The sequence below is a fragment of the Massilia agilis genome (genome assembly GCF_024756255.1).
Taxonomy (GTDB): domain Bacteria; phylum Pseudomonadota; class Gammaproteobacteria; order Burkholderiales; family Burkholderiaceae_D; genus Telluria; species Telluria agilis.
The window spans coordinates 358,522-380,245 of sequence record NZ_JANUHB010000001.1 but is presented as its reverse complement, the minus strand read 5'-3'; the positions used below and the strand labels follow the sequence as shown (position 1 = coordinate 380,245).

The window sequence follows — 21,724 nt, the reverse complement described above, 5'->3', positions numbered from 1 at the left end:
GCGGGAATGATGCCACCGGCATCATTCCCCCCATAGACCGCGTGCTGGGAGCTTCAGCATGGGTTCCCGCCTGCGCGGGAACGACGTGTTAGAGCCAGCAATCAAAAAAGGCCAGCGGGTGCTGGCCTTTCTCATGCGCGGCAACGCCGATCAGCGATGACGGCGGCGCGCCTTCACATGCTTGACGCGGCGCGTACCGCCGGCGCTGGCCTTTGCACGCGGCGCGTTCGCGGCAAACGCGGTCGAGCTGTTGTCGCCCAATACGTAGCGGCGGATGTTGAGCGCATCGAGCACGCGCACCGACGAGGCGCCCGCGTTCAGCAGCACCATGGTCGCGTTCTTGCCGGCGGCCTTGACCTTCATGATCAGGCAGCGGCCCGCTTCCTGCGTGTAGCCGGTCTTGGACAGCCCGATGTCCCAGCCCTTGGCGCCCACCAGGCGGTTGGTGTTGTGGTACTCCACCTCACGGCCCTTGATGTTGATGATGTCCTTGGGATCGGTGGTGATGCGCGTGATCTCCGGGTAGCGCGAGGCGGCGTGCGCCATCTTCACCAGGTCTTCCGCGGTCGAGCGGTTGGCCGGGTTCAGGCCGGTCGGCTCCTCGATCGCGGTCTGGGTCATGCCCAGCGCGGCGATCTTGCGCTTGACCGCAGCCTTGAATGCCGCCGGGCCGCCCGGATAGGTGCGGGCCAGCGAGGCGGCGGCGCGGTTATCGGACGACATCAGCGCCAGCTGCAGCACGTCGCGGCGCGGAATGGTCGCGCCCACCGGCACGCGCGAGGTGCTGTGCTTGATCACGTCCACGTCCGATTGCTCAATCTCGATCGGCTCGTCCATGTCCTGCTTGGCGTCAAGCACGACCATCGCGGTCATCAGCTTGGTCAGGGAAGCGATCGGCATCAGGCGGTCTGCATTCTTTTCGAGCAGGACCTTGCCGGTATCGTCTTCCACCACAAGCACCGATTGCGATCCGAACGGCACCGCCACGGCGGCGGCAGCCGAGAACGACATCAGTACTGCGGCGAACAGTTTTTTCATCATAGTCGGGTAAAAGGGGGTGACGGATAAAACTGCCATAGTCGGCAGTGAAATACATCTGTCTGTTGAGAAACTACTTTAAGTTGGAAGATAGCACCAAGCATGCGCTATGTCTATGGCGCACGGGAAAAAAGCAAGCTCTTCGCTAAAAAATGTAACAAAAAAAGGCCCCGCATGCTGGCGGGGCCTGGTTTTTGCCGGTCGGACCGGCAGTTTGCTTATTTCGACTGGTAGATTTTGTCGAATTCGCCGCCGTCGTCGAAGTGTACCTTCTGGGCCTTTTGCCAGCCGCCGAACACGTCCTGCACGGTGAACAGGGTGATCGGCTTGTAGTTGCCAGCAAATTTCTTCATCACGGCTTCGTTACGCACGCGCAGGAAGTGCTGGGCGCCGATGGTCTGGCCGGTTTCCGAATACAGGAAGTTCAGGTAGTCGGTCGCTTCCTTGCGGATGCCCTTGCGGTCCACGACCTTGTCCACCACGGCCACTGGCGACTCGGCCAACACCGACACGGTCGGGTACACGACCTCGAAGTTGTCGCCGAATTCCTTGCGCACCAGGTTGACCTCGTTCTCGAAGGTCACCAGCGCGTCGCCGATCTGGCGCTGGGTGAAGGTGGTGGTGGCGGCGCGGCCGCCGGCGTCCAGGATCGGCACGTTCTTGAAGATGCGCTTGACCAGGTCACGCGCCTGCGCCTCGTTGCCGCCTTTCTTCAGGACCGAGCCCCAGGCCGCAAGGTAGGTGTAGCGGCCGTTGCCGGCGGTCTTCGGGTTCGGGATCACGACCTGTACGCCCGGCTTGGCCAGGTCGGCCCAGTCATGGATGCCCTTCGGATTGCCCTTGCGCACCAGGAACACCATGGTCGAGTAGTAGGGCGCCGCGTCGTTCGGGAACTTCTTGGCCCAGTCCTTGGCCACCAGGCCCTTCTCGGCCAGGAAGTCGATGTCGTTGGCCTGGTTCATCGTCACGACCGAGGCCTCCAGGCCGTCTGCCACCGCGCGCGCCTGCTTGCTCGATGCCGCGTGCGACTGCTTGATGGTGACGTTTTCGCCGGTCTTTTTCTTGTATTCGGCAACGAAAGCCGGGTTGATGTCCTTGTACAGTTCACGCGCCACGTCGTACGAGACATTCAGCAATTCGACGTCTTTTGCGTTGGCCGACACGGGCAGCGCTGCGGCCAGTGCCAGGCCAAGGAGCACGCGGCGCAGGGAGGAGAGGGGAGTGGTCGTCATATTGTTCTCGCTATCAAAACTGTGGAAACAATTCATGTTCCGAAAAATCCGGTCCGAACGGAACGACAGTTTTGTCATATGCTTAGAAGGTGGGCCGATATGCATGCGCTCACAGCAGCCATTCGCACTACAGTGTATAGTTCGCGCAATCGGTTACGCCGAAAGTCCATGGTTTTGTTTTTTCTTGCTGGAAGAGATGGGTATCGAAATTCGACAAGCATTGTTAAGTGACGCACCAGCCGCCTGCGCGCTGCTGCGCCGCTCGATCGCCGAAGGTTGCGCGCCGGACCACCTGGGCCAATCCGATATCCTCGACAACTGGCTCGGCAATAAAACGCCGCAAACCGTTGCCACTTGGTTTTCCACCCCCAGCAACCACGCAGTCGTGGCCGAGCGCGACGGCCAGCTGCTGGGCCTGGGCCTGTTGACCCAGGCCGGCAAGGTCGCCCTGTGCTATGTGCTGCCCGACACGCTGCGCGCCGGCGTCGGCCGCGCGCTGCTGGGCGCGCTGGAGCAGCAGGCGCGCTGCTGGAACATCAGCAAGCTGCACCTGCACAGCCCGGCCTCGTCCAGCGCCTTCTTCGAGCGCCACGGCTACGCCAACGCCGGCAAGGAAAAGGCCTGCTTCGGCCTGGAGTGCGACCTGATGTGGAAGAGCCTGAAGACCGATGGCGCCTGTGACCCCGCCGCCCGCAAGCGTTTTTGCAACTGCAGCGGCGAATAACACGCCGATATCCCGCCATTCCCTTTTTTCCGCTGAGCCATTGCGTTATAGTACGAACCTCGCAATGTTGAGTACGCCATGGCTTCACGCAGAGAATTCCTCCAGCACGGCATCAGCCTGACCGCGCTCGGTGCCCTGTCCGTCCCTCTGATCGGTTGCGCCAACGCCAGCGCAGCCCATAAGGCATCGCCCAAGGTCGTTGCCCGCGCCCAGCCGCAGCCGCTAGAGCCGGCCGGCACCACCAGCATGGCGCCCCCGCCCGACCTGTTCGACGCCCAGCTATTGGACCTGGACTTCTGGGTCAAGCCGCGCACGCTGACGGTGGTCCGCCCGCAGAGTGGCGAAAAGGCGCGTGTGCTGTACTGGAAGGACGGCGACATCATCGACTCGGCCTACCAGGAACTGTGCCACCTGCTGCGCGACGTGAACGGCAAGGCCACCATCCCGATCGACCCCAAGCTGCTTGAAACGCTGTGGGGCACGCAAGCCTTCATCGCCCGCTACGGCATGGAGCAGCCGCTCGAGATCCTGTCCGGCTACCGCACCCCGGCCTCCAACAAGCGCCTGATCGAATCGGGCGTGCCGGCCGCGCGCCAGTCGCTGCACATGTCGGGCAAGGCGGCGGACATCCGCATCGCCAGCCTGAACGAGGAAGTGCTGGGCGGGCTGGTCAGGAGCTTTCGCAAGGGCGGGGTCGGGTTTTACTACCGCTCCGGTCCCAAGGGCGGCTGGATCCACACCGATACGGGCCTGAACCGCACCTGGCAGGGCTGAACGCGCCCAAAACTTGGGCGATAATTCGTTGTCACATGCTTGGTCCGGCCTTGCGCCGGCCGGCCGTTTTCGCAAAGGAGACAGTGATGGCAACGATGAATGCACCCACCATCGACCGGCGGCAGATGCCCGAACGGCGCGTGTCGCTGCGCGAGGGGCGGGGCTCGGTGATGTCCGCGCTCGACTATATTGCAATGGCCCTCTTGATCATTGGCGGGCTGAACTGGGGCATGATCGGGATATCCGGCATCGACGTGGTCGCCAGCGTGTTTGGCGCCGACAGCGCCGGCAGCCGGCTGGTGTACACGCTGGTGGGCCTGGCGGCCCTGTATTCGATCTATCTGGCCGCCAAGATGGCCACGACCAGGCGCTTGTAGGGGCGCCGCTTGCGCATCGGCCTGATTTCCGACACCCACGGCCTGCTGCGGCCGGAAGCGCTCGGCTTTCTGGCCGGGGCCGACCACATCATCCACGGCGGGGACATCGGCGCTCCGGATATCCTGGCCCAGCTGGCGGCCATCGCGCCCCTGACGACGGTGCGCGGCAGCAACGACACGGCCCCGTGGGCGCGCGCGCTGCCCGCGACCGCGCTGGTGCGCTTCGAGGACGTGGCCGTGTACGTGATCCACGACCTGAAGGAGCTGGCGATCGATCCGGTGGCCGAAGGCGTGCGGGTAGTGGTGGCGGGGCACTCGCACAAACCGGCGCAGGCCGAGCGCGACGGCGTGCTGTACGTAAATCCCGGCAGCGCCGGGCGGCGGCGCTTCAGCCTGCCGATCGCGCTGGGCGAGTTGATCGTTGACGGTGCAAGCGTCAGCGCCCGGATCTGGACACTGTAGGGTGGGCAGGTCTTCCTGCCCACGCGTTCAACCAGAACGAGCGTCGTGGCGGAGCGTGCCCTGACCTGCCCGCGCTTTCAACCGAGCGGGCGGCAAATCCGCCCACCCACGGATCACTCGTAAGAATAGGGTGGCAACGGCACCCGGTCCTGCTCCTCCTTGGCCAGTTCGTCCAGGTCCACGTGCTTGTCCCACAGCAGGTACCACCCGTGCTGCTGGTCCTTCTCGACCGCCGGATGCTGGTGGACATAGCCGCCAAGGAATTGTTCGAACTCCGACACGTAGCCGCCGTGCCGCCGCTGGTAAGGCTGTTGCGCTTTCATGACGATCTCCCTCCCTGAGTGCTATGACCAGCCGGCAAGCGCCAAGTTCGGGCGGACGGCGAAGGATGGCCGGGCGCCGCGAAATGCCGTACGATACGCGGCTTCAAGATTTCCCAGCCGCACCGCCATGACTGCACCGATCGACAAGCCGCGCTTTCGCCCCGTTCCGTGGACGCCCCTCGAGACGCCGCAGGACGTCGAGCTGTGGATCGAGGAGCACAACATGGCCATGCAGGAGCTGATCAGCCCCAAGGAGACCGGCTACGGCGTGCGCTTCACGCTCGCGCCCGGCGGCGAGGTCGTCATGCAGACGGGCGCCGACGCCGTGATCCTGGACGTGGAGCCGGACGCGGAATGGATTGCGCCCCTGATCATCGCCGCCACCGCGGCCGAGGCGCCGAAGGGCCGGATCTGGGTGCTGCCCAGCGACAAGCTGGTCCAGCTCATCATGGGCCTGTCGAGCCTGGTCGAGAGCACGACCCTCGTCAGCGGGCACAAGTTCGGCACGCGCACCCGCAACGTCTTGTATTGACGGAACTTTTGCTTCGCACGGGAAGCGGTTTTCGGTTATAAAAGCGTACTCAAGCTTTTTCCGGAGAAACTTGGTGACCGTGATGCGCAAGGATTCCCTGAACACCCTCCGCCGCCATGCCCTCAAGGCTGGCGCCCTGCTGCTGGCCGCCGGGCTGGCCCTGCCGGCCAGTGCCGCCGACCTGCTCGATACCGTCAAGGCACGCGGCAGCTTGCGCATCGCGCTGGAAGGCACCTACCCGCCGTTCAACTTCAAGGACCAGAAGACTGGCCAGCTGAGCGGCTACGATGTCGAGGTGGCCCGTGTGCTGGCCGCAAAGATGGGGCTCAAGCCGGAGTTCATCAGTACCGAGTGGTCCGCGATCCTGGCGGGCCTGTCCACCGGCAAGTACGACGTGATCATCAGCCAGGTGGGCATCACGCCCAAGCGCGAGGAAACCTTCGACTTCTCCGAGCCGTACACCTACTCCAGTCCGCAGCTGGTCCAGCGCAGCAATGACCGCGTCAACTACGCCAGCCTGGCGGAGCTGAAAGGCAAAAAGGTCGGCGTGGGGCAGGGCACCGTGTTCGAGCAGCAGATCAAGACCGTCCCGGGCGTGGAGGTCAAGAGCTACCCGGCCACCCCCGAGACCCTGCAGGACCTGGCCTTCGGCCGCATCGACGCCGCCCTGAACGACAGCCTGATGGTGCCCTTCCTGCTGAAAAACTCGCGCCTGCCGATCCGCGCCGGCACCCGCGTGGGCGTGGTGTCGAAGATGGGCATCCCGTTCCAGAAGGGGAACCCCAAGTTCAAGGCAGCCCTCAACAAGGCCATCGCCGAGGCCACCGCCGACGGCAGCTTGAAGCAGATTTCGATGAAGTGGTTCGGTACCGATGCCAGCCGCCCGGTGCAGTAAGGCGGGCGGATGAATCTGTTCGAGCTGCTGCGCGAAGCCGCGCCGGTGATGCTGACCGGCGCCGGCTACACCCTGCTGTTTGCCGTGGCCGCCATGCTGGGCGGCCTGGTGCTCGGCTTTCCCACCGCGGTGATGCGGATCGCCCCGTGGGCGCCGCTGCGCTGGCCGGCGTCGCTCTACGTGAGCGCCATGCGCGGCACACCGCTGCTGGTGCAGCTGTTCGTCATTTACTATGGCTTGCCCAGCGTGGGCATCGAATTCACCCCGGTCACCGCCGGCATCCTGGCGCTGTCGCTCAATGCCGGCGCCTACCTGTCCGAAAGCCTGCGCGGCGCCATCCGCAGCATCGGCGTCGGCCAGTGGCGCGCCAGCTACAGCTTGGGCCTGACCTACGGCCAGGCGCTGCGCTACGTGGTGCTGCCGCAGGCGCTGCGCGTGGCGGTGCCGTCGATGAGCAACACCCTCATCAGCCTGATCAAGGATACCTCGCTGGTGTCTGTCATCACCATGACCGAGCTGATGCTGGCGACCAAGGAAGTGATCGCCACCACCTTCCAGCCGCTGCCGCTGTACATTGCGGCTGCTTGCATCTACTGGGTACTGAGCCTGGTGTTCGAGCAGGTGCAGCGCTACGCCGAACAAAGGCTGAACCGGGCCCATCAGCAACACTAGGTTGGGCGCGTTAACCCCAAAACGTCGTCCCGGCGAAGGCCGGGACCCATAGGCCGCGTGAACTTCCGCTCAGCATGGGTTCCGGCCTGCGCCGGAACGACGGCTAAAGATCCTTACATGTTGGGGTAGTTCGGCCCGCCGCCGCCTTCCGGCGTGACCCACACGATGTTCTGCGTCGGGTCCTTGATGTCGCAGGTCTTGCAGTGCACGCAGTTCTGCGCATTGATCTGCAGGCGGCCCTTGCCTTCGTCCGTCTTGACGAACTCGTACACGCCGGCCGGGCAGTAGCGCTGCTCCGGTCCTGCGAAGCGGGCCAGGTTGACTTCCACCGGGACGTCCTTGTTCTTGAGCGTCAGGTGCACCGGCTGGTCTTCGGCATGGTTGGTGTTCGAGATGAACACCGACGACAGGCGGTCGAAGGTCAGCTTGCCGTCCGGCTTGGGATACACGATCGGCTTGAACTCGGAAGCGGGCTTGAGGCACTCGTGGTCGGCGTGCTGGTGGTGCAGCGTCCACGGCGCCTTGCCACGGAAGACGATCTGGTCGATGCCGGTCATGATCGAGCCGACCACCAGGCCCTTGGCCATCCACGGCTTGAAGTTGCGTGCCACGTGCAGCTCTTCGTGCAGCCACGACTGCTCGAACGCGGCCGGGTAGCTCGCCAGCTCGTCGTGCTGGCGGTTTTCGCCCAGCGCTGCAAACGCCGAGTCTGCCGCCAGCATGCCGCTCTTGATCGCCGCATGGCTGCCCTTGATGCGCGAGGTGTTCAGGAAGCCGGCGTCGCAACCGATCAGCGCGCCGCCCGGGAACACCAGCTTGGGCAGCGATTGCAGGCCGCCCGCGGTGATCGCGCGCGCGCCGTAGGAAATGCGCTTGCCGCCTTCGAAGAAGGTGCGGATCGCCGGGTGCGTCTTGTAGCGCTGGAATTCCTCGTACGGCGACAGGTAGGGGTTCTGGTAGGCCAGGCCCACCACGAAGCCGACCGCGACCTGGTTGTTCTCGAGGTGGTACAGGAACGAGCCGCCGTAGGTGTCGTTCTCCAGCGGCCAGCCGGCCGTGTGGATCACCAGGCCCGGCTTGTGCTTGGCCGGGTCGATCTCCCACAGCTCCTTGATGCCGATGCCGTAGGTCTGCGGGTCCTTGCCCTTGTTCAGGTCAAACTTGGTCATCAGCTGCTTGCCCAGGTGCCCGCGCGCGCCTTCGGCGAACAGCGTGTACTTGGCGTGCAACTCCATGCCGAGCTGGAACGCGTCGGTCGGCTCGCCTTCGCGGTTCACGCCCATGTTGCCGGTAGCAACGCCCTTGACCGAGCCGTCATCGTTGTACAGCACTTCGGCCGCCGGGAAACCCGGGAAGATCTCGACGCCCAGCGCTTCGGCTTGCTGGCCCAGCCAGCGCACCACGTTGGCCAGCGAGACGATGTAGTTGCCGTGGTTCTCGAAGCACTTCGGCACGGCAAAGCCCGGCGTCTGGTAGGCCTTGGATTCGGTCAGGAACAGCACGCGGTCTTCGGTGACCGGGGTGTTCAGCGGAGCGCCCAGCTCCTGCCAGTTCGGGATCAGCTCGGTGATCGCACGCGGGTCCATGACGGCGCCCGACAGGATGTGGGCGCCGACTTCGCTGCCTTTTTCCAGCACGCAGACGGATACTTCCTGTCCCTTTTCTTGCGCCAGTTGTTTCAGGCGGATGGCGGCGGACAGGCCGGCAGGACCGCCGCCGACGATCACCACGTCATACTCCATGGCTTCGCGCGGTCCGAATTGTTCAACGAGGGTGGTGGTCTCGGTCATCTTCTTGTAGAGTTAAAAAATTTAAGCACGAGTGTGCGTCTTTTTAGTGGGGATTGCAACTTTGACCGTTATTTTACGGGGATAATCAGAGCTTGGACTCTAATTCTGGCAATTTGTGTAATGATGATGGCTTCCCAACCGAACATCCTTAAGCAGCAACAGGAGCCACCACGTGGGCATTGAAGTAAATTTTGAAGGCAAGATCGCGCTGGTTACCGGCGCCTCCAGCGCATTGGGCGCACGCTTTGCCAAGGCGCTCGCGGGCGCGGGCGCGCAGGTCGTGCTGGCCTCGCCGCACACCGAACGCCTCAAGGAACTGCGGGCCGAGATCGAGGCCGATGGCGGCGCGGCGCACGTCGTGGCGCTCGACGTCACCGATCTTGCCAGCATCAAGGCTGCGGTCGCGCATGCCGAAACCGAGGCCGGTCCGCTCGATATCCTGATCAACAACTCGGGCGTTTCCACCACCCAGCGGCTGATCGATGTGTCGGAGGAAGATTTCGGCTACATCATGGACACCAACCTGCGCGGCGCCTTCTTCGTGGCGCAGCAGGTGGCCAAGCGCATGATCCTGCGGGCCAAGGCCGACACCCGCAAGCAGCACCGCATCGTCAACATTGCCTCGGTCGCGGGCCTGCGGGTGCTGCCCCAGATCGGCGTGTATTGCATGAGCAAGGCCGGCGTGGTGCAGATGACCAAGGCCATGGCAGTGGAGTGGGGCAAGTATGGCATCAACGTCAACGCCATCTGCCCGGGCTTTATTTCCACCGAGCTGAACGAAGAATACTTTGGCACCGACAACGGCAAGAAGCTGCTCGACATGCTGCCGAGGAAGCGTCCGGGCAAGCCGGAAGACCTCGACGGGCTGCTGCTCTTGCTGGCGGCCGAAGAAACCCATTTCATCAACGGAGCGATCATCACCGCGGACGACGGCATGACGGCGCAATAGGAAGCAAAGAAACAGAAAGCATGAGCAACAAGAAGCAGGTACACGTCATGCGGATGCCCATCCGCTGGGGCGACATGGATGCAATGGGGCACGTGAACAACACGGTGTATTTCCGCTATATCGAATCGGCCCGCATCGCGTGGCTGGAAGAGGCGGGCGGCACGCCGGACCCGGGCAGCGTGACCGAGGGACCGGTGATCGTGAGCGCGCAATGCTCATTCATCAAGCAGCTGAAGTATCCGGGTGAAATCGAGGTGACGACCTATGTCGGCCCGCCGGGGCGTTCCAGCTTCGACGTCACGCACGAGATCCGCCTGGTGGGGCCGGATGGCAAGGCCGGCGACCTGTACGCGCAAGGCGGCGCCAAGGTGGTGTGGGTGAACTTTGCTGCCGAAAAGTCCGTGCCGGTGCCGGACGCGGTGCGCGCCATGCTCCCTGCCGCCTGATTGCTCCGCCGCAGTAAGCCTGGCGCTTATCCTGCATATTAGCGGGAGACATGCCCGACGCGGTAGACCGCCGCGCCTTTCGCCAGTTCCAGCGGCAGTTCCTCCCAAAGCCGGAACCGTACCAGTGTCCAGGTGGTCGGTTCGTACCCGGCGACGGCCGCGAGTGCCTTGGCCTCGCTGACGCAGGATTGGGCGAGCGCCGTTTCCGCGGCACGCAGCTGCTCCAGCCCCGTGTGCGGGGCAATGGCAAGCCGCTCGCTCGTGGCAAAGCGCGCACGCTCGATGCCGGGTGCAAGTTCCGCATGCCATACCGACCAGGTAGCGACGGAAGGCCACCCAAACGACTGGGTGAGGGCAACGAAGCCGGGGCCGGACAGGAAGTCGTTCATGCCAGCCGGCCCGTCCCACAGATAAAACGGGGCGTAGCGATTGTCGCTGGCGCCGCGCTCGCCCTTGCGCGCGCTCAGGTAGGCCTTGAACACCAGGCCGGGGAAGCCGTCCGTCATGCTTCCTTTTTCCGCGATGCGGCGATCGATGACCGACATGTCATAGTCTGCCGGCAGGACAAAGCTGTACTGCATTGAGATCATTGCGACTCCATCATGGCTGGGTAAGTTGGTTTGCTGCCAAGCCGTTGCCGAAAGACCAGTCCTCGGCAGCCGTCGTGTTGATGACCACCATCACGTCTTCAGGCCGGATGCCGGGCGCGGCCGCGAGCAATTCGCACAGGCGGCGGTACAGGGCCTGCTTGGCTGTGGCTGGCCGCGGTTTGCCGGCGGTGATGCAGATGAGGACGAAGCCGTCGGAACGGGGACCGCACAGGTAGTGGCGGTCGAAGATGAGTTCGTTCGGCGCGCATTGCTCGATGACCTGGAAGCGATCCGTCGGCGGCGTGTCGAAGGCCTCAACCATGGCGCGGTGCACGTTGCGCGAAAGCTGGTCCAGGTAGTCGTCGGACTTGCCGCGCAGGAGGGAAATGCGAACGTAGGGCATGGCGCGCTCCCTCAGGCCGGTTTGCCGGCGCAGGCCTTGTGCAGCAGCTGGACGGCGCTGGCGGCCGTTGGCCATCCCGCATAGAAGGCGAGGTGCGTGATCGCCTCCGCCAGCTCGTCGCGCGTCACGCCGTTCTCGAGCGCGCGCTCCAGGTGGAAGGGCAACTGTTCGAGCCGGTAAAGCGCGACCAGGGCGGCCACGGTTACCAGGCTGCGGTCGCGCTTGGACAGGCCGTCGCGCTCCCAGATATCGCCGAACAGCACGTCGTTGGTGACTTGCGCCAGCTTGGGCGCGAGCGTGGCCATCGCCTGCTGCACTTGTTCTGTGTTTGTACTCATCATGCCTCCTGCGCTAGTGATTGACGGGGCAATGGTATTACTCGAAAATAATCCTGAAAATCGGATAATTTCGAATCGACCATCCCGAATAACCGGACGATCAGATGAGGCGAGTGAACTTCGACCTGGACGCCATGCGCACCTTTTGCCTTGGCATGGAGCTGGGCAGCTTTGCCAAGGCGGCGGACCGGCTGGGCCGTTCGACCTCGGCGGTCAGTGCGCAGCTCAAGAAGCTGGAGGAACAGGCCGGCACGCCGCTCGCGCGCAAGGCCGGGCGCCGCCTGGTGCTGACCGACGCCGGCGAACTGCTCTTGAGTTACGCGCGGCGCTTGCTGGAGTTGAACGACGAAGCATGGATGGCGCTGGGCAGTGCCGACCTGGCCGGCGCCGTCAGGCTGGGTTTGCAGGAGGATTTCGGCGAGCACATGCTGTCCGAGATGCTGGGGCGCTTCGCCCGCACGCACCCGTCGGTGCGCATCGAGGCGCGGGTGGGCCGCAACGCCGACCTGATCGCGCGTATCGAAAAAGGGGAACTGGACCTTGCCCTTGCGTGGAATGCGGGTGACACGACCGCGCACATGCAGGAGGTTGGCTCCTACGCACTGCAGTGGATCGGGCCGTCCGATGCCTCATTGCTGCGCTGGCAGCCTGGTCGCGAACCGCTGCCGCTGGTTGCCGTCGATGGCCAATGCGTGCTGCGCAAGCTGGCCACCGAAGCGCTGGACCGGGCCGGCATTGCATGGCGGCTGGCGTTCACCAGTCCAAGCCTGGGCGGCGTCTGGGCCGCGGTTGCTGCGGGACTAGGTGTCACTGTCAGGACCGGCTTTGGGCTGGCGCCGGGCTTGCGCATTCAGGCGGGCGCCAATGCCGGGTTGCCGGCGCTGGGCACCATTGGGCTGGCGCTGCACCGCTCGGCGGCGGAACTGGGCACGCCAGCACAACGGCTCGAAGCGATCATCCTCGACAGCATCCGCGACGCGCAGGCGCGCATGCGTTGACAGGGTTCAGCGCGTCACGCCGACCAGCTTGTGCACGAGTTCGGATGATGTGGACGCGGCAAACTTGCGCATCAGCTTGGCGCGATGCATTTCCACCGTGCGCGGCGACAGGTCGGTCTCGCGCGCGATCACCTTGCTGGTCTTGCCTTCCACCAGCAGGGCCGCGATCTCGCGCTCGCGCGGGGTCAGCTCCGCCGTCACCGGGCGCTTTTCGCTCACGTCCTCGAAGGTCCACACGCCCGCGCCCAGCGGCTCGCTCGGGTTGAGCGCGCGGCCGGTGACATGGCACCAGAACAGCTCGCCATTGCCACGCCGCATGATGCGTTCGTCCGAGTAGCGGCCACGCGCGTTCATGATCGGGATGATGCGGTCGCCCGTGCGCAGGAACTCGTCCATGGTGGGGTAGAGCACGGCGAAGGACTGGCCGTCCAGCTGGCCCTTGTCGTAGCCGAACATGGCGGCCAGCGCGTGGTTGCACGACTGGATCACACGGTTCACCGAGATGCACATGCCCACTGGGGCGTGCTGGAAAATCAGCTCGTAATCAATGGCGTATGATGCGTTCATCTGATGCAAATCGTGTCGTCTCCGAATGCCGTGTTGCCGGTATTTCTACGGTATTGTGCTTTGCACGGGCGTATTTTATGCTGAGATTCTACTCTGCAGTTACAAAGAGCGTTCTGCTTAACTATTAAAGGGACGGGTATGAATAAAGTTTATCCTGATGCGGCATCGGCGCTGGCCGGTATCGTCAAAGATGGCCAGACCATCGCCGTGGGCGGCTTCGGCCTGTGCGGCATTCCGGAGGCGCTGATCCTTGCGCTGCGCGACTCGGGCGTCAAGGACCTGACCGCCATCTCCAACAATGCCGGCGTCGATGGCTTTGGCCTGGGCATGCTGCTCGAAACGCGTCAGATCAAGAAGATGATTTCGTCCTATGTTGGCGAGAACAAGGAGTTCGCACGCCAGTTCCTGGCCGGCGAACTGGAGCTGGAATTCACGCCGCAGGGCACGCTGGCGGAAAAGCTGCGCGCCGGCGGCGCCGGCATTCCGGCCTTCTTCACCAAGACCGGTTACGGCACCATTGTCGCTGAAGGCAAGGAAGTGCGCGAGTTCGATGGCCAGATGTACGTGATGGAACACTCGCTGGTGCCGGATGTCTCGCTGGTCAAGGCCTACATGGCCGACAAGGCGGGCAACCTGGTGTTCCGCAAGACCGCGCGCAACTTCAATCCGAACGTCGCCACCGCAGGCAAGGTCTGCATCGTGGAAGTCGAAAAGCTGGTCGAGGTCGGCGAGATCGACCCGGACCAGGTGCACACCCCGAGCATCTTCGTGCACCGCATCGTTCACAACCCGAACCCGGAAAAGCGCATCGAACAGCGCACCGTGCGTTCCAACTAAGATCAGCTTTCGGAGACAAACATGGCATGGACTCGTGATCAAATGGCCGCGCGCGCGGCCCAGGAACTGCAAGACGGTTTCTACGTCAACCTCGGCATCGGCCTGCCGACCCTGGTGGCCAACTACGTCCCCAGCGGCATCGAAGTGTTCCTGCAGTCCGAAAACGGCCTGCTCGGCATTGGCCCGTTCCCGACCGAGGCCGAAATCGACGCCGACCTCATCAACGCCGGCAAGCAGACCGTGACGGCGCTGCCTGGCGCGGCCTACTTCAGCTCGGCCGATTCGTTCGGCATGATCCGCGGCGGCAAGATCAACCTGGCCATCCTCGGCGCCATGCAGGTGTCCGAGCGCGGCGACCTGGCCAACTGGATGATTCCGGGCAAGATGGTCAAGGGCATGGGCGGCGCGATGGACCTGGTGGCCGGCGTCAAGCGCGTAGTCGTGGTGATGGAGCATGTCGCCACCGCCAAGGACGGCTCGACCTCGCACAAGATCCTGGAGAAGTGCGACCTGCCGCTGACCGGCGTGGGCGTGGTGGACCGCATCATCACCGACCTGTGCGTGATGGACGTGACCGCCCACGGCCTGAAAGTGGTCGAGCTGGCGCCGGGCGTGAGCAAGGAAGAGATTGCGGAAAAGACCGGCTGCGAGCTGCACTTCGCTGTCTGACCGGCAGCAGCCGGCATCAAAGAGCCGCACCGGGCTACTCGCCGGTGCGGTTTTTTTTGGCGCGGTACGCGTTAAGTTTGGACGTCGTTCCCGCGGAGGCGGGAACCCATGCTGAGTGTGCATCCGTGCGGCTTTTGCATGGGCAGCGTGAGGCCGATGTTCAGCATGGGTCCCCGCCTCCGCGGGGACGACGTGCTTACGTCCACACTTAACACCGACAGAGCTTTTTTTGCTTCAGAGTTTCATTTCCAGGCTCAGGCCAGCGCGCATCACGCCGGGCTGGAAACTGGTCTGGCGCGATAAACCCTCCGTATCCAGATAGCGGCGGTCCGACGTGTTGTCCACACGTAGCAAGTTCGCCAGCGACAGGCGCAACTGGTAGCGTGCGTCGAGCTTCCACAACAAATAGGCGTCGAGGTCGCGGCGCGCTTGCTGGCGCTGGCTTTGTGCTTCCGAAATCCGGACCCAGCCATTCTTTTGGTAAGCCAGGCTTGAACCAAAGCTCAGGCCGCCTTTTCGATAATCGAAGCCGACCGTTGCCGACAACGGCGTTTGCGCGTCGAGCCGGTTGTTGGGGCCGGGCACGGCGGCCACGCGCGACCAGTTGCGGCTGGCGCTGGCGCGCACGTCCAGGCCATTGAGCCCGGGATTGAGCAGCCTGAGCGGCAGCTTCAGCTCGGTCTCGAGCGAGCGCACCTGTGCGGTGCCGTCGTTCACGGGCTGGTAGACCCAGCGGCCCGAAGCGTCCAGGTCCAGCCGCGTGCGGATGTAGTCGGTAATGGCGCGCCGCGACGCGTTGACCGAGAACAGCGCGCCCGGCGCCCAGAAGTGTTCATAGCCCAGGTCGATGCCGGTGGCCAGCTCCGGCCGCAAGTTGGGGTTGCCGCCGGAATCGGGGCTGAACCGGGTATTGGTGGCGGACTCGAAGCGCCGCGCCGTCAGCTCGTTGGTGGTGGGGGCCTTGTAGGTGCGGGTCAGGGCCAGCCGCAGCTGGCGGCCGCTCGCACCCGGGAACTTGTACAGCGTCTGCGCGACGGGGCTGAGCACGTGGTTGCGCGATGTCGTTGCGACCAGTCCCGTGCCTTCGCTGTCCGTCTGCACGCCCTCCCAGCGCGTGCCCAGGTACACCGACCACTGCTTCGTCACATTCCATTCGTCCTGCACGAAGCCGGCGAGCCGGCTGATACGCGGCTGGAAATATTCGACGAAGTGGACCACCGGGGCGTCCGCCAGCTGCTCGCGGCGGTCGCGCGTTTCATCGCTCTTTTGCACGCTGGCGTCCATGCCGGTGGCCAGCGCGTGCCCGTCAAACAGCGAACGGGTGAACTTGCCGCGCAAGGAATAGCGGCTGGTGCGGTTGATCGTGTTCCAGTCGCGATCCAGGCGCAGGGCCCGGCCTTCGGTGTAGCGCAGGGTATCGGAGTCGTTGTCGTTCCGGCCGCGCTCGACGGAGAGCGCCAGGTCGAGCTTGCCGCCCGCGCGCTTGGCGATCCAGTTGATTTCGCCGCGTAGCATGCGCTGGCTGCCCGGGGTGTGGTCGTTTCCTTCCATCCATTCGGGCGCAGGGAAGCTGCCGACCAGGTTCCGGGTCTGCCAGCTGCTGTTCCAGCGGGAACGGAAGGTTTGGCCGCCGGCCTGCAGGTTCAGTTCGTCGCCGCTGTCGAACTTCCATGACAGGCGCGGGAACAGCGCCAGGCCACGGCTGGAGCCGGTGCCACGAAAGCGCGATTCGCGCAGTTGGCGCACCTCGCCGGAGGGCAGGGTAAATTCGTCCGCGCTGGTGCTGTCGATCAGGTTGCGGTTGGCGAACAGCGAGCCGTTGAGGAACCAGGACGCGTTCCCGCGCTTTTCCGCCCAGGTGCCTCCCACCGTTTCGAACTTGCTCTGTGGCGAATTCATGATGCCGATGCGCAGGTCGCGCTGCGGCTTGGATACCATCTTGCGCAGCACGATGTTGATCGTCCCGGCGATCGCCTGCATCGAAAATTCGGCGGTGGCCGCGCGCATGATCTCGATGCGCTCGATCTGGTCGGGATCCAGGTTATCCAGCGAAAAGCCCGGAGGCGGGCGGTCGCCGTTCACGAGGATTTGCGTATAGCCCGCGCCCAGCCCGCGCATGCGAATCACGTTGCCCGTCACGGTCACGCCCGGGGCGCGCTTGAGGACCTCATAGACATTGCTGTCGCCGTACTTCGTCAGCTCCTCGTGGTTCAGCACCGTTTTGCTCGCGGTGTCGTCGCGGCGCGGATCGTAATTGCTTGCCGAGCCTTTCACCTCGACGCTTTGAATCGGCTTTTCCTTGGCCTTTTCCTTGTCGTCTTTTTGCTCGCTGCTGAGCGCCGTGGCCGGCGTCGTCGTTTGCGCCATCAAGGCGTGGGGAACGAGAACAGATGCGGCGAATGCCAAATGGGTAGGTTTGAAAAACATCGGGGCAGGATCTGTTGGTCAGCCGGCAAGCTTAACCGACTGTTGACGAGCAAACAACCAAAACTGCGGCTCCCGTAGCGGCGGAAACCGCACCACATGTTCAGCTGTGCGACCACACGTACTGCACCTGCGTCCAGCGCTCGACCGGTGTTCCGTCCACGGTGGCTGGCTTGAACTGGCATTTGAGGATCCCGTCGCGCGCCGCTTCGTCCATGGCCGGGTAGCCGCTCGATTTCAAAATCTTCGCTTGCCTGGCCTTGCCGTCGGCGCCGACCAGAAAGTCGATGGTGACGGTGCCGTCGTGGCCGGCGCGAAAGTCCTCGTCGGGCCAGTCCGGCTTGGCGCAGGACTGGAACAGGACGACTGCTTTCGTTGCGCCATCGTCGGGAGCGGTGCGCGGGGTTTGTGCGCATGCGCCGAGGATTGCGGTTGCCAGCGCGGTGGCGACAATCCGGAGCTTGCGGTAGGGCGAAAGGCTGCTGCCTGTCATGGTGTCTCCTTGTTTGGTCGAGGGAGGCGGAGCCGGGGCCCGGCTCGGGCCAGAGCTAGACTAGTCGTTCTAGACAATGTTGTCTAGAATAATTCGATGCAATTCGTCGCGAATTAGACACAGAAGTCTAGGATGGCGCCCAAAAAACGCCGGTCGTGCCGGCGTTCAGGGTTCGGCGGGCTTACGTCGCTAATCCAAGGTCCACACGTACTGCAGGCGCATCCACTCCTGCACTGGCTCGCCGTCAACGGTGGCAGGCTTGAAGCTGCACTTGTCCAGGGCAGTGCGCGCCGCCTCGTCAAGACCGGGGTAGCCGCTTGACCGCAGCACCCGCGACTCGACTGGCTTGCCATCGGCGGAGACGAGGAACTGCAGGGTCACGGTGCCGCGATTGCCGGCTGCCAGGTCGGCCTTCGGGTAATGCGGCTTGGCGCAGGAACGAAAATCCGCGAGCGCCCGGGTGTGCAAGTGCGCCGGCGCGTGCCGGGGCAACGCGGCTGCGTTCGAATAGACGACGGCAAACGCTGCTGTCAGTCCCAGCACCGGGATCGCCGCCTTCCAGCTCAGGGCATGGCGATCGGGACTCACCAGCCGCCTGATCCGGTCAACGAGATCGCCGCCGCTCGCCGCTTGCGCCAATGCGCACGACGAGAACTGGACGCGCTCGAGCTCGGAAAGTGCGCGCGCCAGTCGGCGCGGCTCGCCGATCACGTCAGCAGCAAGTGCATCGGCAATTTGCTCGCGCTCGGCGCGGATGCGGCCGGAAATCCACCAGACCGCCGGGTGGTAGAACAGCAGGATCTCGGCCACGTTCTGGCCCAGGTTGACGAGGTAATCGAGCCGCTTGACGTGCCCCAGTTCGTGGGCGAGCAGCGCTTCGAGCAGGTCCGGCGGCATGCCGGAAACGAGCGAGGCCGGCACCAGCACCACCGGACGCCACCAGCCGGCGGTAATGGGGCTGGCGAGGTGGTCCACGATGCGCAAGCGGACCTGCCGCCCGATCCCCATGCGTTCCGCCAGCAGCGACAGACGCACTTGCAAGGCCGCGTCAGTGCCGCAGCGCGCGCTCGCACGGCCGATCCAGGCCAGGCCAAGCGCCATGCGCAAGGTGAGGGCGCCGACACAGCAAGCCCAGGCGCCAACGAGCCACGGCAGGTGCGACTGCAGGTAGTCCAGCAAGCCGGTGGTGGAGGACAGTGCTGCCGCAATGCCCGCGCCCGCCGCGTACAGCTGGACCGTGCCCCCGGGCGCGGGAGCCGTCACGCGCAGCGCCAGCCCGATCGCGGGCCACAGCACGCAGCCCAGCAGGCCCGCACACGCGGCCAGATACCGCAGTTGCGGCCGCGCGTTGCGCAGCGCCGTGAGCGCGATGCCGGTCAGGCAGGCGAGCAGCGTGCCCTGCCAGACGAAATGGATCAGCGTCCACCCGGTTGCCGACAGCAGCTGGTAGGCGGCCGGCGTCATTGCTTCTCGTCCTTGAGCAGGTGTTCGATCTCTTCGCGTTCCTTCTTCGAGATGCCGGTCTTGAGCGCGGCGAGCACCAGCGCCTTGGCCGAGCCCGAGAAGGCGCGCTGCATCAGGTCCTTGAGCAGGTTCGTTTGCAGCGAATCCTGGGTGTAGGCGGGCGCATACACGTGCGAGCGGCCCGCCTCGTCGCGGATCAGCAGGCCCTTGCCGTGCATGATCTGCATGAGGCGCAGCACGGTGGCGTAGGTGACGTCCGGCCGGTCATGGAGCATCGCTTCATGGACCTGGCGCACGGTGGCCGAGCCGAGCGGCCACAGGGTTTGCAGAAGATCGAGTTCGGCCGGGGTCGGCTTTGGCAGGGCGGGTTTCTTGGCCATGGTGTCGGAAGATCGTTACGTGTACGCGGCTTTAGCGTAGCGTGACTAGAACGGCGCGTCTACAACTATTTTGAACAGCAGCTGCTTGCGAGCGCGGCCGGTCGCGATTATGCTAGACATGGTTGTCTAGAAAACTCATCCAAAGGAGACATCATGCTCAAGAAGGTTTTGGCGCTGGCCACCCTGCTGCTCGCACCGCTCGCGGCCACCGCGTCGCAATTGCCCGACTACCCGTTCATCCACATCACCGGCACCGCCCAGCAGTACGTACAGCCGGATATGGGGTCCATCGATTTCGAGGTGATCGCGGCCGATGCGGACCCGGCGGTCGCGCTGAAGGTGGTGCAGCAACGCGTGGCCGAGGTGCGCGCGCTGGTCCAGGCGCAGGGGCTGGAGGAGGAAAGCCTGGAAGTGCGCAACGTGCGGCAGGAGCTGCGCAAGAACCAGCGCGGGGACGGCCCGGCCGTGGTCGAGGTCAAGTGCGTGGTGCACCTGGACGTGCACGACCTGGCCAAATGGGCAGCGCTGGCCAACGGGCTGCTGGGGATGGAGAACCTGGACAGCTTCGCGACCGCGTTCGATACGAGCGAGCGCGAAAAGATCGAAGCGGGCCTGGCCGCCGACGCGGTGCGTGACGCCAGCCGCAAGGCGGGGACGCTGGCAGCCGGCCTGGGGCGCAAACTGGGGCCGGTGACGGGACTGAGCACCGGCGCGCTCAGGAACCTGGGCAACGCGATGGGTCTGGTCGCCGCCGATTTCGGGTTCCGCCGCAAGGAAGCGCCGCAGACGCAAGGCAGCGGGCGCGACAACCTGGTCAACGTCGTCATGGTCCCGATGGCGCTGTCGGTGGACGCGATTTTCCGACTGAAATAAAAAAGCGCCGGACTGGCCGGCGCTTTTCAGATGGGCAGGGAAATGATCAGGCCGCTTTCTTGCGCTCCGGGTACAGTTCCTTGTCTTCCTCCAAATGGCTCGGGTGCTTCAGCTCGCGCTGCAGCGTCTCGTGGTCGAGCTCGTTTTCCCACTTCGACACCACGATCGAGGCCACGCCGTTGCCGATGAAGTTGGTCAGCGCGCGGCATTCGCTCATGAACTTGTCGATGCCTAGGATCAGCGCCATGCCGGCCACCGGGATGGTCGGCACGACGGCCAGCGTTGCCGCCAGCGTGATGAAGCCGGCGCCGGTGATGCCCGATGCGCCTTTCGAGGTGAGCATGGCGACAACCAGGATGGTCAGTTGCTGGCCCAGCGTCAGGTCGGTGTTGGTGGCCTGTGCGATGAACAGCGCGGCCATCGTCATGTAGATGTTGGTGCCGTCCAGGTTGAACGAATAGCCGGTCGGGACAACCAGGCCGACGACCGATTTCGAGCAGCCAAGTTTTTCCATCTTGCGCATCAGCGCCGGCAGCGCGCTTTCCGACGAGCTGGTGCCCAGCACGATCAGCAGTTCTTCCTTGATGTAGGAGACGAAGCGGAAGATCGAGAAGCCGGTGAAGCGCGCGATCAGGCCCAGCACGATGATGACGAACAGCGCCGAGGTCAGGTAGAAGGTGCCGACCAGCTTGGCCAGCGGCAGCAGGGCGGCCACGCCGTACTTGCCGATGGTGAAGGCCATGGCGCCGAACGCGCCGATCGGGGCGGCTTTCATGATGATGCCGACCACGCCGAAGATGGCATGCGAGAGCTCGTCGATGAACTTGGTGACCGGACGGCCGCGCTCGCCCAGGATCGACAGCGCAAAACCGAACAGGATCGAGATCAGCAGCACCTGCAGGATGTCACCCTTGGCGAATGCGTCCACGAAGGTGTTCGGGATGATGTTCATCAGGAAGTCGACGGTGGACAGCGACTTGGTCTTGGCGGTGTACTCGGCGATGGCCTTGGTGTCCAGGGTGGCCGGGTCCACGTTGAAGCCGGCGCCCGGTTGGATCACGTGCGCGACGATCAGGCCGATGGCCAGCGCAAAGGTCGAGACGACTTCGAAATACAGCAGCGCCTTGCCGCCGACGCGGCCGACTTTTTTCATGTCCTGCATCCCGGCGATGCCGGCGACGACGGTACAGAAGATGACCGGTGCGATGATCATCTTGATCAGTTTGACGAAGCCGTCTCCCAATGGCTTCATCTTGGTAGCAAGGTCAGGGTCGAATACACCCAGCAGCACGCCAACGATAATGGCGAACAGCACCTGGATATAAAGGACTTTATAAAAAGGCTTTTTCATGACAGCTCTTCAAGCGAATTGTTGATCTCGGCATGATGTCCGAATTGAAGAGGGCGGGCTATTGTGGAAAACCCGCACGGGTCATGCTACGCCGCGTCGCCGTTTGCCAGCGCGCGATTGCGC

At 64.2% G+C, this 21,724-nt stretch carries 26 protein-coding genes; 13 read left to right on the top strand and 13 right to left on the bottom strand.

Features of this window, described 5'->3' with window-relative positions; genetic code table 11:
• Positions 1 to 150 precede the first annotated feature (150 nt).
• Together NX774_RS01700 and NX774_RS01695 are read right to left on the bottom strand one after the other, a co-directional pair.
• Positions 151 to 1,041 carry a serine hydrolase gene (locus NX774_RS01700; protein WP_258820417.1) on the bottom strand — a complete coding sequence of 297 codons (891 nt, stop codon included), beginning with the start codon at positions 1,039 to 1,041 and terminating at the stop codon, positions 151 to 153.
• A gap of 215 nt (positions 1,042 to 1,256) precedes the next feature.
• Complete coding sequence (locus NX774_RS01695; RefSeq protein WP_258820416.1) at positions 1,257 to 2,270, bottom strand: sulfate ABC transporter substrate-binding protein; 1,014 nt, start codon at positions 2,268 to 2,270, stop codon at positions 1,257 to 1,259.
• Between the two features lie 196 nt (positions 2,271 to 2,466).
• Between NX774_RS01695 and NX774_RS01690 the strand changes: the two genes are divergently transcribed.
• From NX774_RS01690 to NX774_RS01675, 4 genes are all read left to right on the top strand, one after another.
• Complete coding sequence (locus NX774_RS01690; RefSeq protein ID WP_258820415.1) at positions 2,467 to 2,994, top strand: GNAT family N-acetyltransferase; 528 nt, start codon at positions 2,467 to 2,469, stop codon at positions 2,992 to 2,994.
• Between the two features lie 78 nt (positions 2,995 to 3,072).
• Positions 3,073 to 3,768: a YcbK family protein gene (locus NX774_RS01685; protein ID WP_258820414.1), complete on the top strand. Its 696-nt coding sequence runs from the start codon at positions 3,073 to 3,075 to the stop codon at positions 3,766 to 3,768.
• Positions 3,769 to 3,854: 86 nt separating this feature from the next.
• Positions 3,855 to 4,145: a DUF378 domain-containing protein gene (locus NX774_RS01680; protein ID WP_258820413.1), complete on the top strand. Its 291-nt coding sequence runs from the start codon at positions 3,855 to 3,857 to the stop codon at positions 4,143 to 4,145.
• A 9-nt stretch (positions 4,146 to 4,154) separates the two neighbouring features.
• Positions 4,155 to 4,607, top strand: coding sequence for a metallophosphoesterase family protein (locus NX774_RS01675; RefSeq protein WP_258820412.1), 453 nt, complete (start codon positions 4,155 to 4,157; stop codon positions 4,605 to 4,607).
• Between the two features lie 113 nt (positions 4,608 to 4,720).
• On the opposite strand, the gene NX774_RS01670 is transcribed toward NX774_RS01675, so the two are convergent.
• Positions 4,721 to 4,930 (bottom strand): DUF3460 family protein, encoded by a 210-nt coding sequence (locus NX774_RS01670; protein WP_258820411.1) that lies wholly within the window; start codon positions 4,928 to 4,930, stop codon positions 4,721 to 4,723.
• Positions 4,931 to 5,057: 127 nt separating this feature from the next.
• Between NX774_RS01670 and NX774_RS01665 the strand changes: the two genes are divergently transcribed.
• The 3 genes from NX774_RS01665 to NX774_RS01655 all read left to right on the top strand — a co-directional run bounded on the left by NX774_RS01665 (position 5,058) and on the right by NX774_RS01655 (position 7,029).
• The gene (locus NX774_RS01665) at positions 5,058 to 5,462 is read left to right on the top strand and encodes a hypothetical protein (protein ID WP_258820410.1); all 405 of its coding nucleotides are present in this window, start codon (positions 5,058 to 5,060) and stop codon (positions 5,460 to 5,462) included.
• An 82-nt stretch (positions 5,463 to 5,544) separates the two neighbouring features.
• Positions 5,545 to 6,357: a transporter substrate-binding domain-containing protein gene (locus tag NX774_RS01660; protein WP_258820409.1), complete on the top strand. Its 813-nt coding sequence runs from the start codon at positions 5,545 to 5,547 to the stop codon at positions 6,355 to 6,357.
• Positions 6,358 to 6,366: 9 nt separating this feature from the next.
• Positions 6,367 to 7,029, top strand: coding sequence for an amino acid ABC transporter permease (locus NX774_RS01655; protein ID WP_258820408.1), 663 nt, complete (start codon positions 6,367 to 6,369; stop codon positions 7,027 to 7,029).
• 113 nt (positions 7,030 to 7,142) lie between these two features.
• Here NX774_RS01655 and NX774_RS01650 read toward each other — a convergent pair whose 3' ends face one another.
• A complete protein-coding gene (locus tag NX774_RS01650) occupies positions 7,143 to 8,819 on the bottom strand; it encodes an electron transfer flavoprotein-ubiquinone oxidoreductase (protein WP_258820407.1) in 1,677 nt (558 codons plus the stop codon).
• A 172-nt stretch (positions 8,820 to 8,991) separates the two neighbouring features.
• Here NX774_RS01650 and NX774_RS01645 point away from each other — a divergent pair, with 172 nt between their 5' ends.
• The gene (locus NX774_RS01645) at positions 8,992 to 9,768 is read left to right on the top strand and encodes an SDR family oxidoreductase (RefSeq protein WP_258820406.1); all 777 of its coding nucleotides are present in this window, start codon (positions 8,992 to 8,994) and stop codon (positions 9,766 to 9,768) included.
• Between the two features lie 20 nt (positions 9,769 to 9,788).
• Complete coding sequence (locus NX774_RS01640) at positions 9,789 to 10,214, top strand: acyl-CoA thioesterase (protein WP_370660392.1); 426 nt, start codon at positions 9,789 to 9,791, stop codon at positions 10,212 to 10,214.
• Between the two features lie 38 nt (positions 10,215 to 10,252).
• Here the strand turns inward: NX774_RS01640 and NX774_RS01635 are convergent, their stop codons facing one another.
• Genes NX774_RS01635 through NX774_RS01625 form a run of 3 tightly spaced genes read right to left on the bottom strand, consistent with a single transcriptional unit; the run spans position 10,253 to position 11,545 of the window.
• Positions 10,253 to 10,804, bottom strand: coding sequence for a DUF4865 family protein (locus tag NX774_RS01635; protein WP_258820405.1), 552 nt, complete (start codon positions 10,802 to 10,804; stop codon positions 10,253 to 10,255).
• 10 nt (positions 10,805 to 10,814) lie between these two features.
• Positions 10,815 to 11,207, bottom strand: coding sequence for a tautomerase family protein (locus NX774_RS01630; protein WP_258820404.1), 393 nt, complete (start codon positions 11,205 to 11,207; stop codon positions 10,815 to 10,817).
• A gap of 11 nt (positions 11,208 to 11,218) precedes the next feature.
• Complete coding sequence (locus NX774_RS01625) at positions 11,219 to 11,545, bottom strand: carboxymuconolactone decarboxylase family protein (RefSeq protein WP_258820403.1); 327 nt, start codon at positions 11,543 to 11,545, stop codon at positions 11,219 to 11,221.
• Between the two features lie 104 nt (positions 11,546 to 11,649).
• On the opposite strand from NX774_RS01625, the gene NX774_RS01620 reads away from it, so the two are divergent.
• Positions 11,650 to 12,543: a LysR substrate-binding domain-containing protein gene (locus tag NX774_RS01620; protein WP_258820402.1), complete on the top strand. Its 894-nt coding sequence runs from the start codon at positions 11,650 to 11,652 to the stop codon at positions 12,541 to 12,543.
• Between the two features lie 6 nt (positions 12,544 to 12,549).
• Here the strand turns inward: NX774_RS01620 and NX774_RS01615 are convergent, their stop codons facing one another.
• Positions 12,550 to 13,110 (bottom strand): PAS and helix-turn-helix domain-containing protein, encoded by a 561-nt coding sequence (locus NX774_RS01615; protein ID WP_258820401.1) that lies wholly within the window; start codon positions 13,108 to 13,110, stop codon positions 12,550 to 12,552.
• Positions 13,111 to 13,248: 138 nt separating this feature from the next.
• On the opposite strand from NX774_RS01615, the gene NX774_RS01610 reads away from it, so the two are divergent.
• Both NX774_RS01610 and NX774_RS01605 read left to right on the top strand, forming a co-directional pair.
• Positions 13,249 to 13,947, top strand: coding sequence for a CoA transferase subunit A (locus tag NX774_RS01610; RefSeq protein WP_258820400.1), 699 nt, complete (start codon positions 13,249 to 13,251; stop codon positions 13,945 to 13,947).
• A gap of 21 nt (positions 13,948 to 13,968) precedes the next feature.
• Positions 13,969 to 14,616: a 3-oxoacid CoA-transferase subunit B gene (locus NX774_RS01605; RefSeq protein ID WP_258820399.1), complete on the top strand. Its 648-nt coding sequence runs from the start codon at positions 13,969 to 13,971 to the stop codon at positions 14,614 to 14,616.
• Between the two features lie 234 nt (positions 14,617 to 14,850).
• Here NX774_RS01605 and NX774_RS01600 read toward each other — a convergent pair whose 3' ends face one another.
• From NX774_RS01600 to NX774_RS01585, 4 genes are all read right to left on the bottom strand, one after another.
• Positions 14,851 to 16,983, bottom strand: coding sequence for a TonB-dependent receptor plug domain-containing protein (locus NX774_RS01600; protein ID WP_258820398.1), 2,133 nt, complete (start codon positions 16,981 to 16,983; stop codon positions 14,851 to 14,853).
• A 160-nt stretch (positions 16,984 to 17,143) separates the two neighbouring features.
• The gene (locus tag NX774_RS01595) at positions 17,144 to 17,533 is read right to left on the bottom strand and encodes an energy transducer TonB (protein ID WP_258820397.1); all 390 of its coding nucleotides are present in this window, start codon (positions 17,531 to 17,533) and stop codon (positions 17,144 to 17,146) included.
• 189 nt (positions 17,534 to 17,722) lie between these two features.
• Positions 17,723 to 18,997 carry a M56 family metallopeptidase gene (locus NX774_RS01590; protein ID WP_258820396.1) on the bottom strand — a complete coding sequence of 425 codons (1,275 nt, stop codon included), beginning with the start codon at positions 18,995 to 18,997 and terminating at the stop codon, positions 17,723 to 17,725.
• Positions 18,994 to 19,377 carry a BlaI/MecI/CopY family transcriptional regulator gene (locus NX774_RS01585; RefSeq protein WP_258820395.1) on the bottom strand — a complete coding sequence of 128 codons (384 nt, stop codon included), beginning with the start codon at positions 19,375 to 19,377 and terminating at the stop codon, positions 18,994 to 18,996. The genes NX774_RS01590 and NX774_RS01585 overlap by 4 nt, the downstream gene beginning before the upstream one ends.
• A gap of 153 nt (positions 19,378 to 19,530) precedes the next feature.
• On the opposite strand from NX774_RS01585, the gene NX774_RS01580 reads away from it, so the two are divergent.
• The gene (locus NX774_RS01580; RefSeq protein ID WP_258820394.1) at positions 19,531 to 20,250 is read left to right on the top strand and encodes an SIMPL domain-containing protein; all 720 of its coding nucleotides are present in this window, start codon (positions 19,531 to 19,533) and stop codon (positions 20,248 to 20,250) included.
• Positions 20,251 to 20,296: 46 nt separating this feature from the next.
• Here the strand turns inward: NX774_RS01580 and NX774_RS01575 are convergent, their stop codons facing one another.
• Positions 20,297 to 21,601, bottom strand: a complete 1,305-nt coding sequence (locus NX774_RS01575) for a dicarboxylate/amino acid:cation symporter (protein ID WP_258820393.1) — start codon at positions 21,599 to 21,601, stop codon at positions 20,297 to 20,299.
• Positions 21,602 to 21,724: the final 123 nt, after the last annotated feature.

What these genes read in the sequence shown, in the direction of transcription:
- NX774_RS01615 (WP_258820401.1), bottom strand. Translation starts at nt 13,110, where the DNA reads ATGAACGCATCATACGCCATTGATTACGAGCTGATTTTCCAGCACGCC.
- NX774_RS01690 (WP_258820415.1), top strand. Translation starts at nt 2,467, where the DNA reads ATGGGTATCGAAATTCGACAAGCATTGTTAAGTGACGCACCAGCCGCC.
- NX774_RS01595 (WP_258820397.1), bottom strand. Translation starts at nt 17,533, where the DNA reads ATGACAGGCAGCAGCCTTTCGCCCTACCGCAAGCTCCGGATTGTCGCC.
- NX774_RS01650 (WP_258820407.1), bottom strand. Translation starts at nt 8,819, where the DNA reads ATGACCGAGACCACCACCCTCGTTGAACAATTCGGACCGCGCGAAGCC.
- NX774_RS01610 (WP_258820400.1), top strand. Translation starts at nt 13,249, where the DNA reads ATGAATAAAGTTTATCCTGATGCGGCATCGGCGCTGGCCGGTATCGTC.
- NX774_RS01625 (WP_258820403.1), bottom strand. Translation starts at nt 11,545, where the DNA reads ATGAGTACAAACACAGAACAAGTGCAGCAGGCGATGGCCACGCTCGCG.
- NX774_RS01670 (WP_258820411.1), bottom strand. Translation starts at nt 4,930, where the DNA reads ATGAAAGCGCAACAGCCTTACCAGCGGCGGCACGGCGGCTACGTGTCG.
- NX774_RS01600 (WP_258820398.1), bottom strand. Translation starts at nt 16,983, where the DNA reads ATGGCGCAAACGACGACGCCGGCCACGGCGCTCAGCAGCGAGCAAAAA.
- NX774_RS01635 (WP_258820405.1), bottom strand. Translation starts at nt 10,804, where the DNA reads ATGATCTCAATGCAGTACAGCTTTGTCCTGCCGGCAGACTATGACATG.
- NX774_RS01640 (WP_370660392.1), top strand. Translation starts at nt 9,789, where the DNA reads ATGAGCAACAAGAAGCAGGTACACGTCATGCGGATGCCCATCCGCTGG.
- NX774_RS01630 (WP_258820404.1), bottom strand. Translation starts at nt 11,207, where the DNA reads ATGCCCTACGTTCGCATTTCCCTCCTGCGCGGCAAGTCCGACGACTAC.
- NX774_RS01590 (WP_258820396.1), bottom strand. Translation starts at nt 18,997, where the DNA reads ATGACGCCGGCCGCCTACCAGCTGCTGTCGGCAACCGGGTGGACGCTG.
- NX774_RS01585 (WP_258820395.1), bottom strand. Translation starts at nt 19,377, where the DNA reads ATGGCCAAGAAACCCGCCCTGCCAAAGCCGACCCCGGCCGAACTCGAT.
- NX774_RS01695 (WP_258820416.1), bottom strand. Translation starts at nt 2,270, where the DNA reads ATGACGACCACTCCCCTCTCCTCCCTGCGCCGCGTGCTCCTTGGCCTG.
- NX774_RS01700 (WP_258820417.1), bottom strand. Translation starts at nt 1,041, where the DNA reads ATGATGAAAAAACTGTTCGCCGCAGTACTGATGTCGTTCTCGGCTGCC.
- NX774_RS01580 (WP_258820394.1), top strand. Translation starts at nt 19,531, where the DNA reads ATGCTCAAGAAGGTTTTGGCGCTGGCCACCCTGCTGCTCGCACCGCTC.
- NX774_RS01660 (WP_258820409.1), top strand. Translation starts at nt 5,545, where the DNA reads ATGCGCAAGGATTCCCTGAACACCCTCCGCCGCCATGCCCTCAAGGCT.
- NX774_RS01665 (WP_258820410.1), top strand. Translation starts at nt 5,058, where the DNA reads ATGACTGCACCGATCGACAAGCCGCGCTTTCGCCCCGTTCCGTGGACG.
- NX774_RS01605 (WP_258820399.1), top strand. Translation starts at nt 13,969, where the DNA reads ATGGCATGGACTCGTGATCAAATGGCCGCGCGCGCGGCCCAGGAACTG.
- NX774_RS01680 (WP_258820413.1), top strand. Translation starts at nt 3,855, where the DNA reads ATGGCAACGATGAATGCACCCACCATCGACCGGCGGCAGATGCCCGAA.
- NX774_RS01620 (WP_258820402.1), top strand. Translation starts at nt 11,650, where the DNA reads ATGAGGCGAGTGAACTTCGACCTGGACGCCATGCGCACCTTTTGCCTT.
- NX774_RS01685 (WP_258820414.1), top strand. Translation starts at nt 3,073, where the DNA reads ATGGCTTCACGCAGAGAATTCCTCCAGCACGGCATCAGCCTGACCGCG.
- NX774_RS01655 (WP_258820408.1), top strand. Translation starts at nt 6,367, where the DNA reads ATGAATCTGTTCGAGCTGCTGCGCGAAGCCGCGCCGGTGATGCTGACC.
- NX774_RS01575 (WP_258820393.1), bottom strand. Translation starts at nt 21,601, where the DNA reads ATGAAAAAGCCTTTTTATAAAGTCCTTTATATCCAGGTGCTGTTCGCC.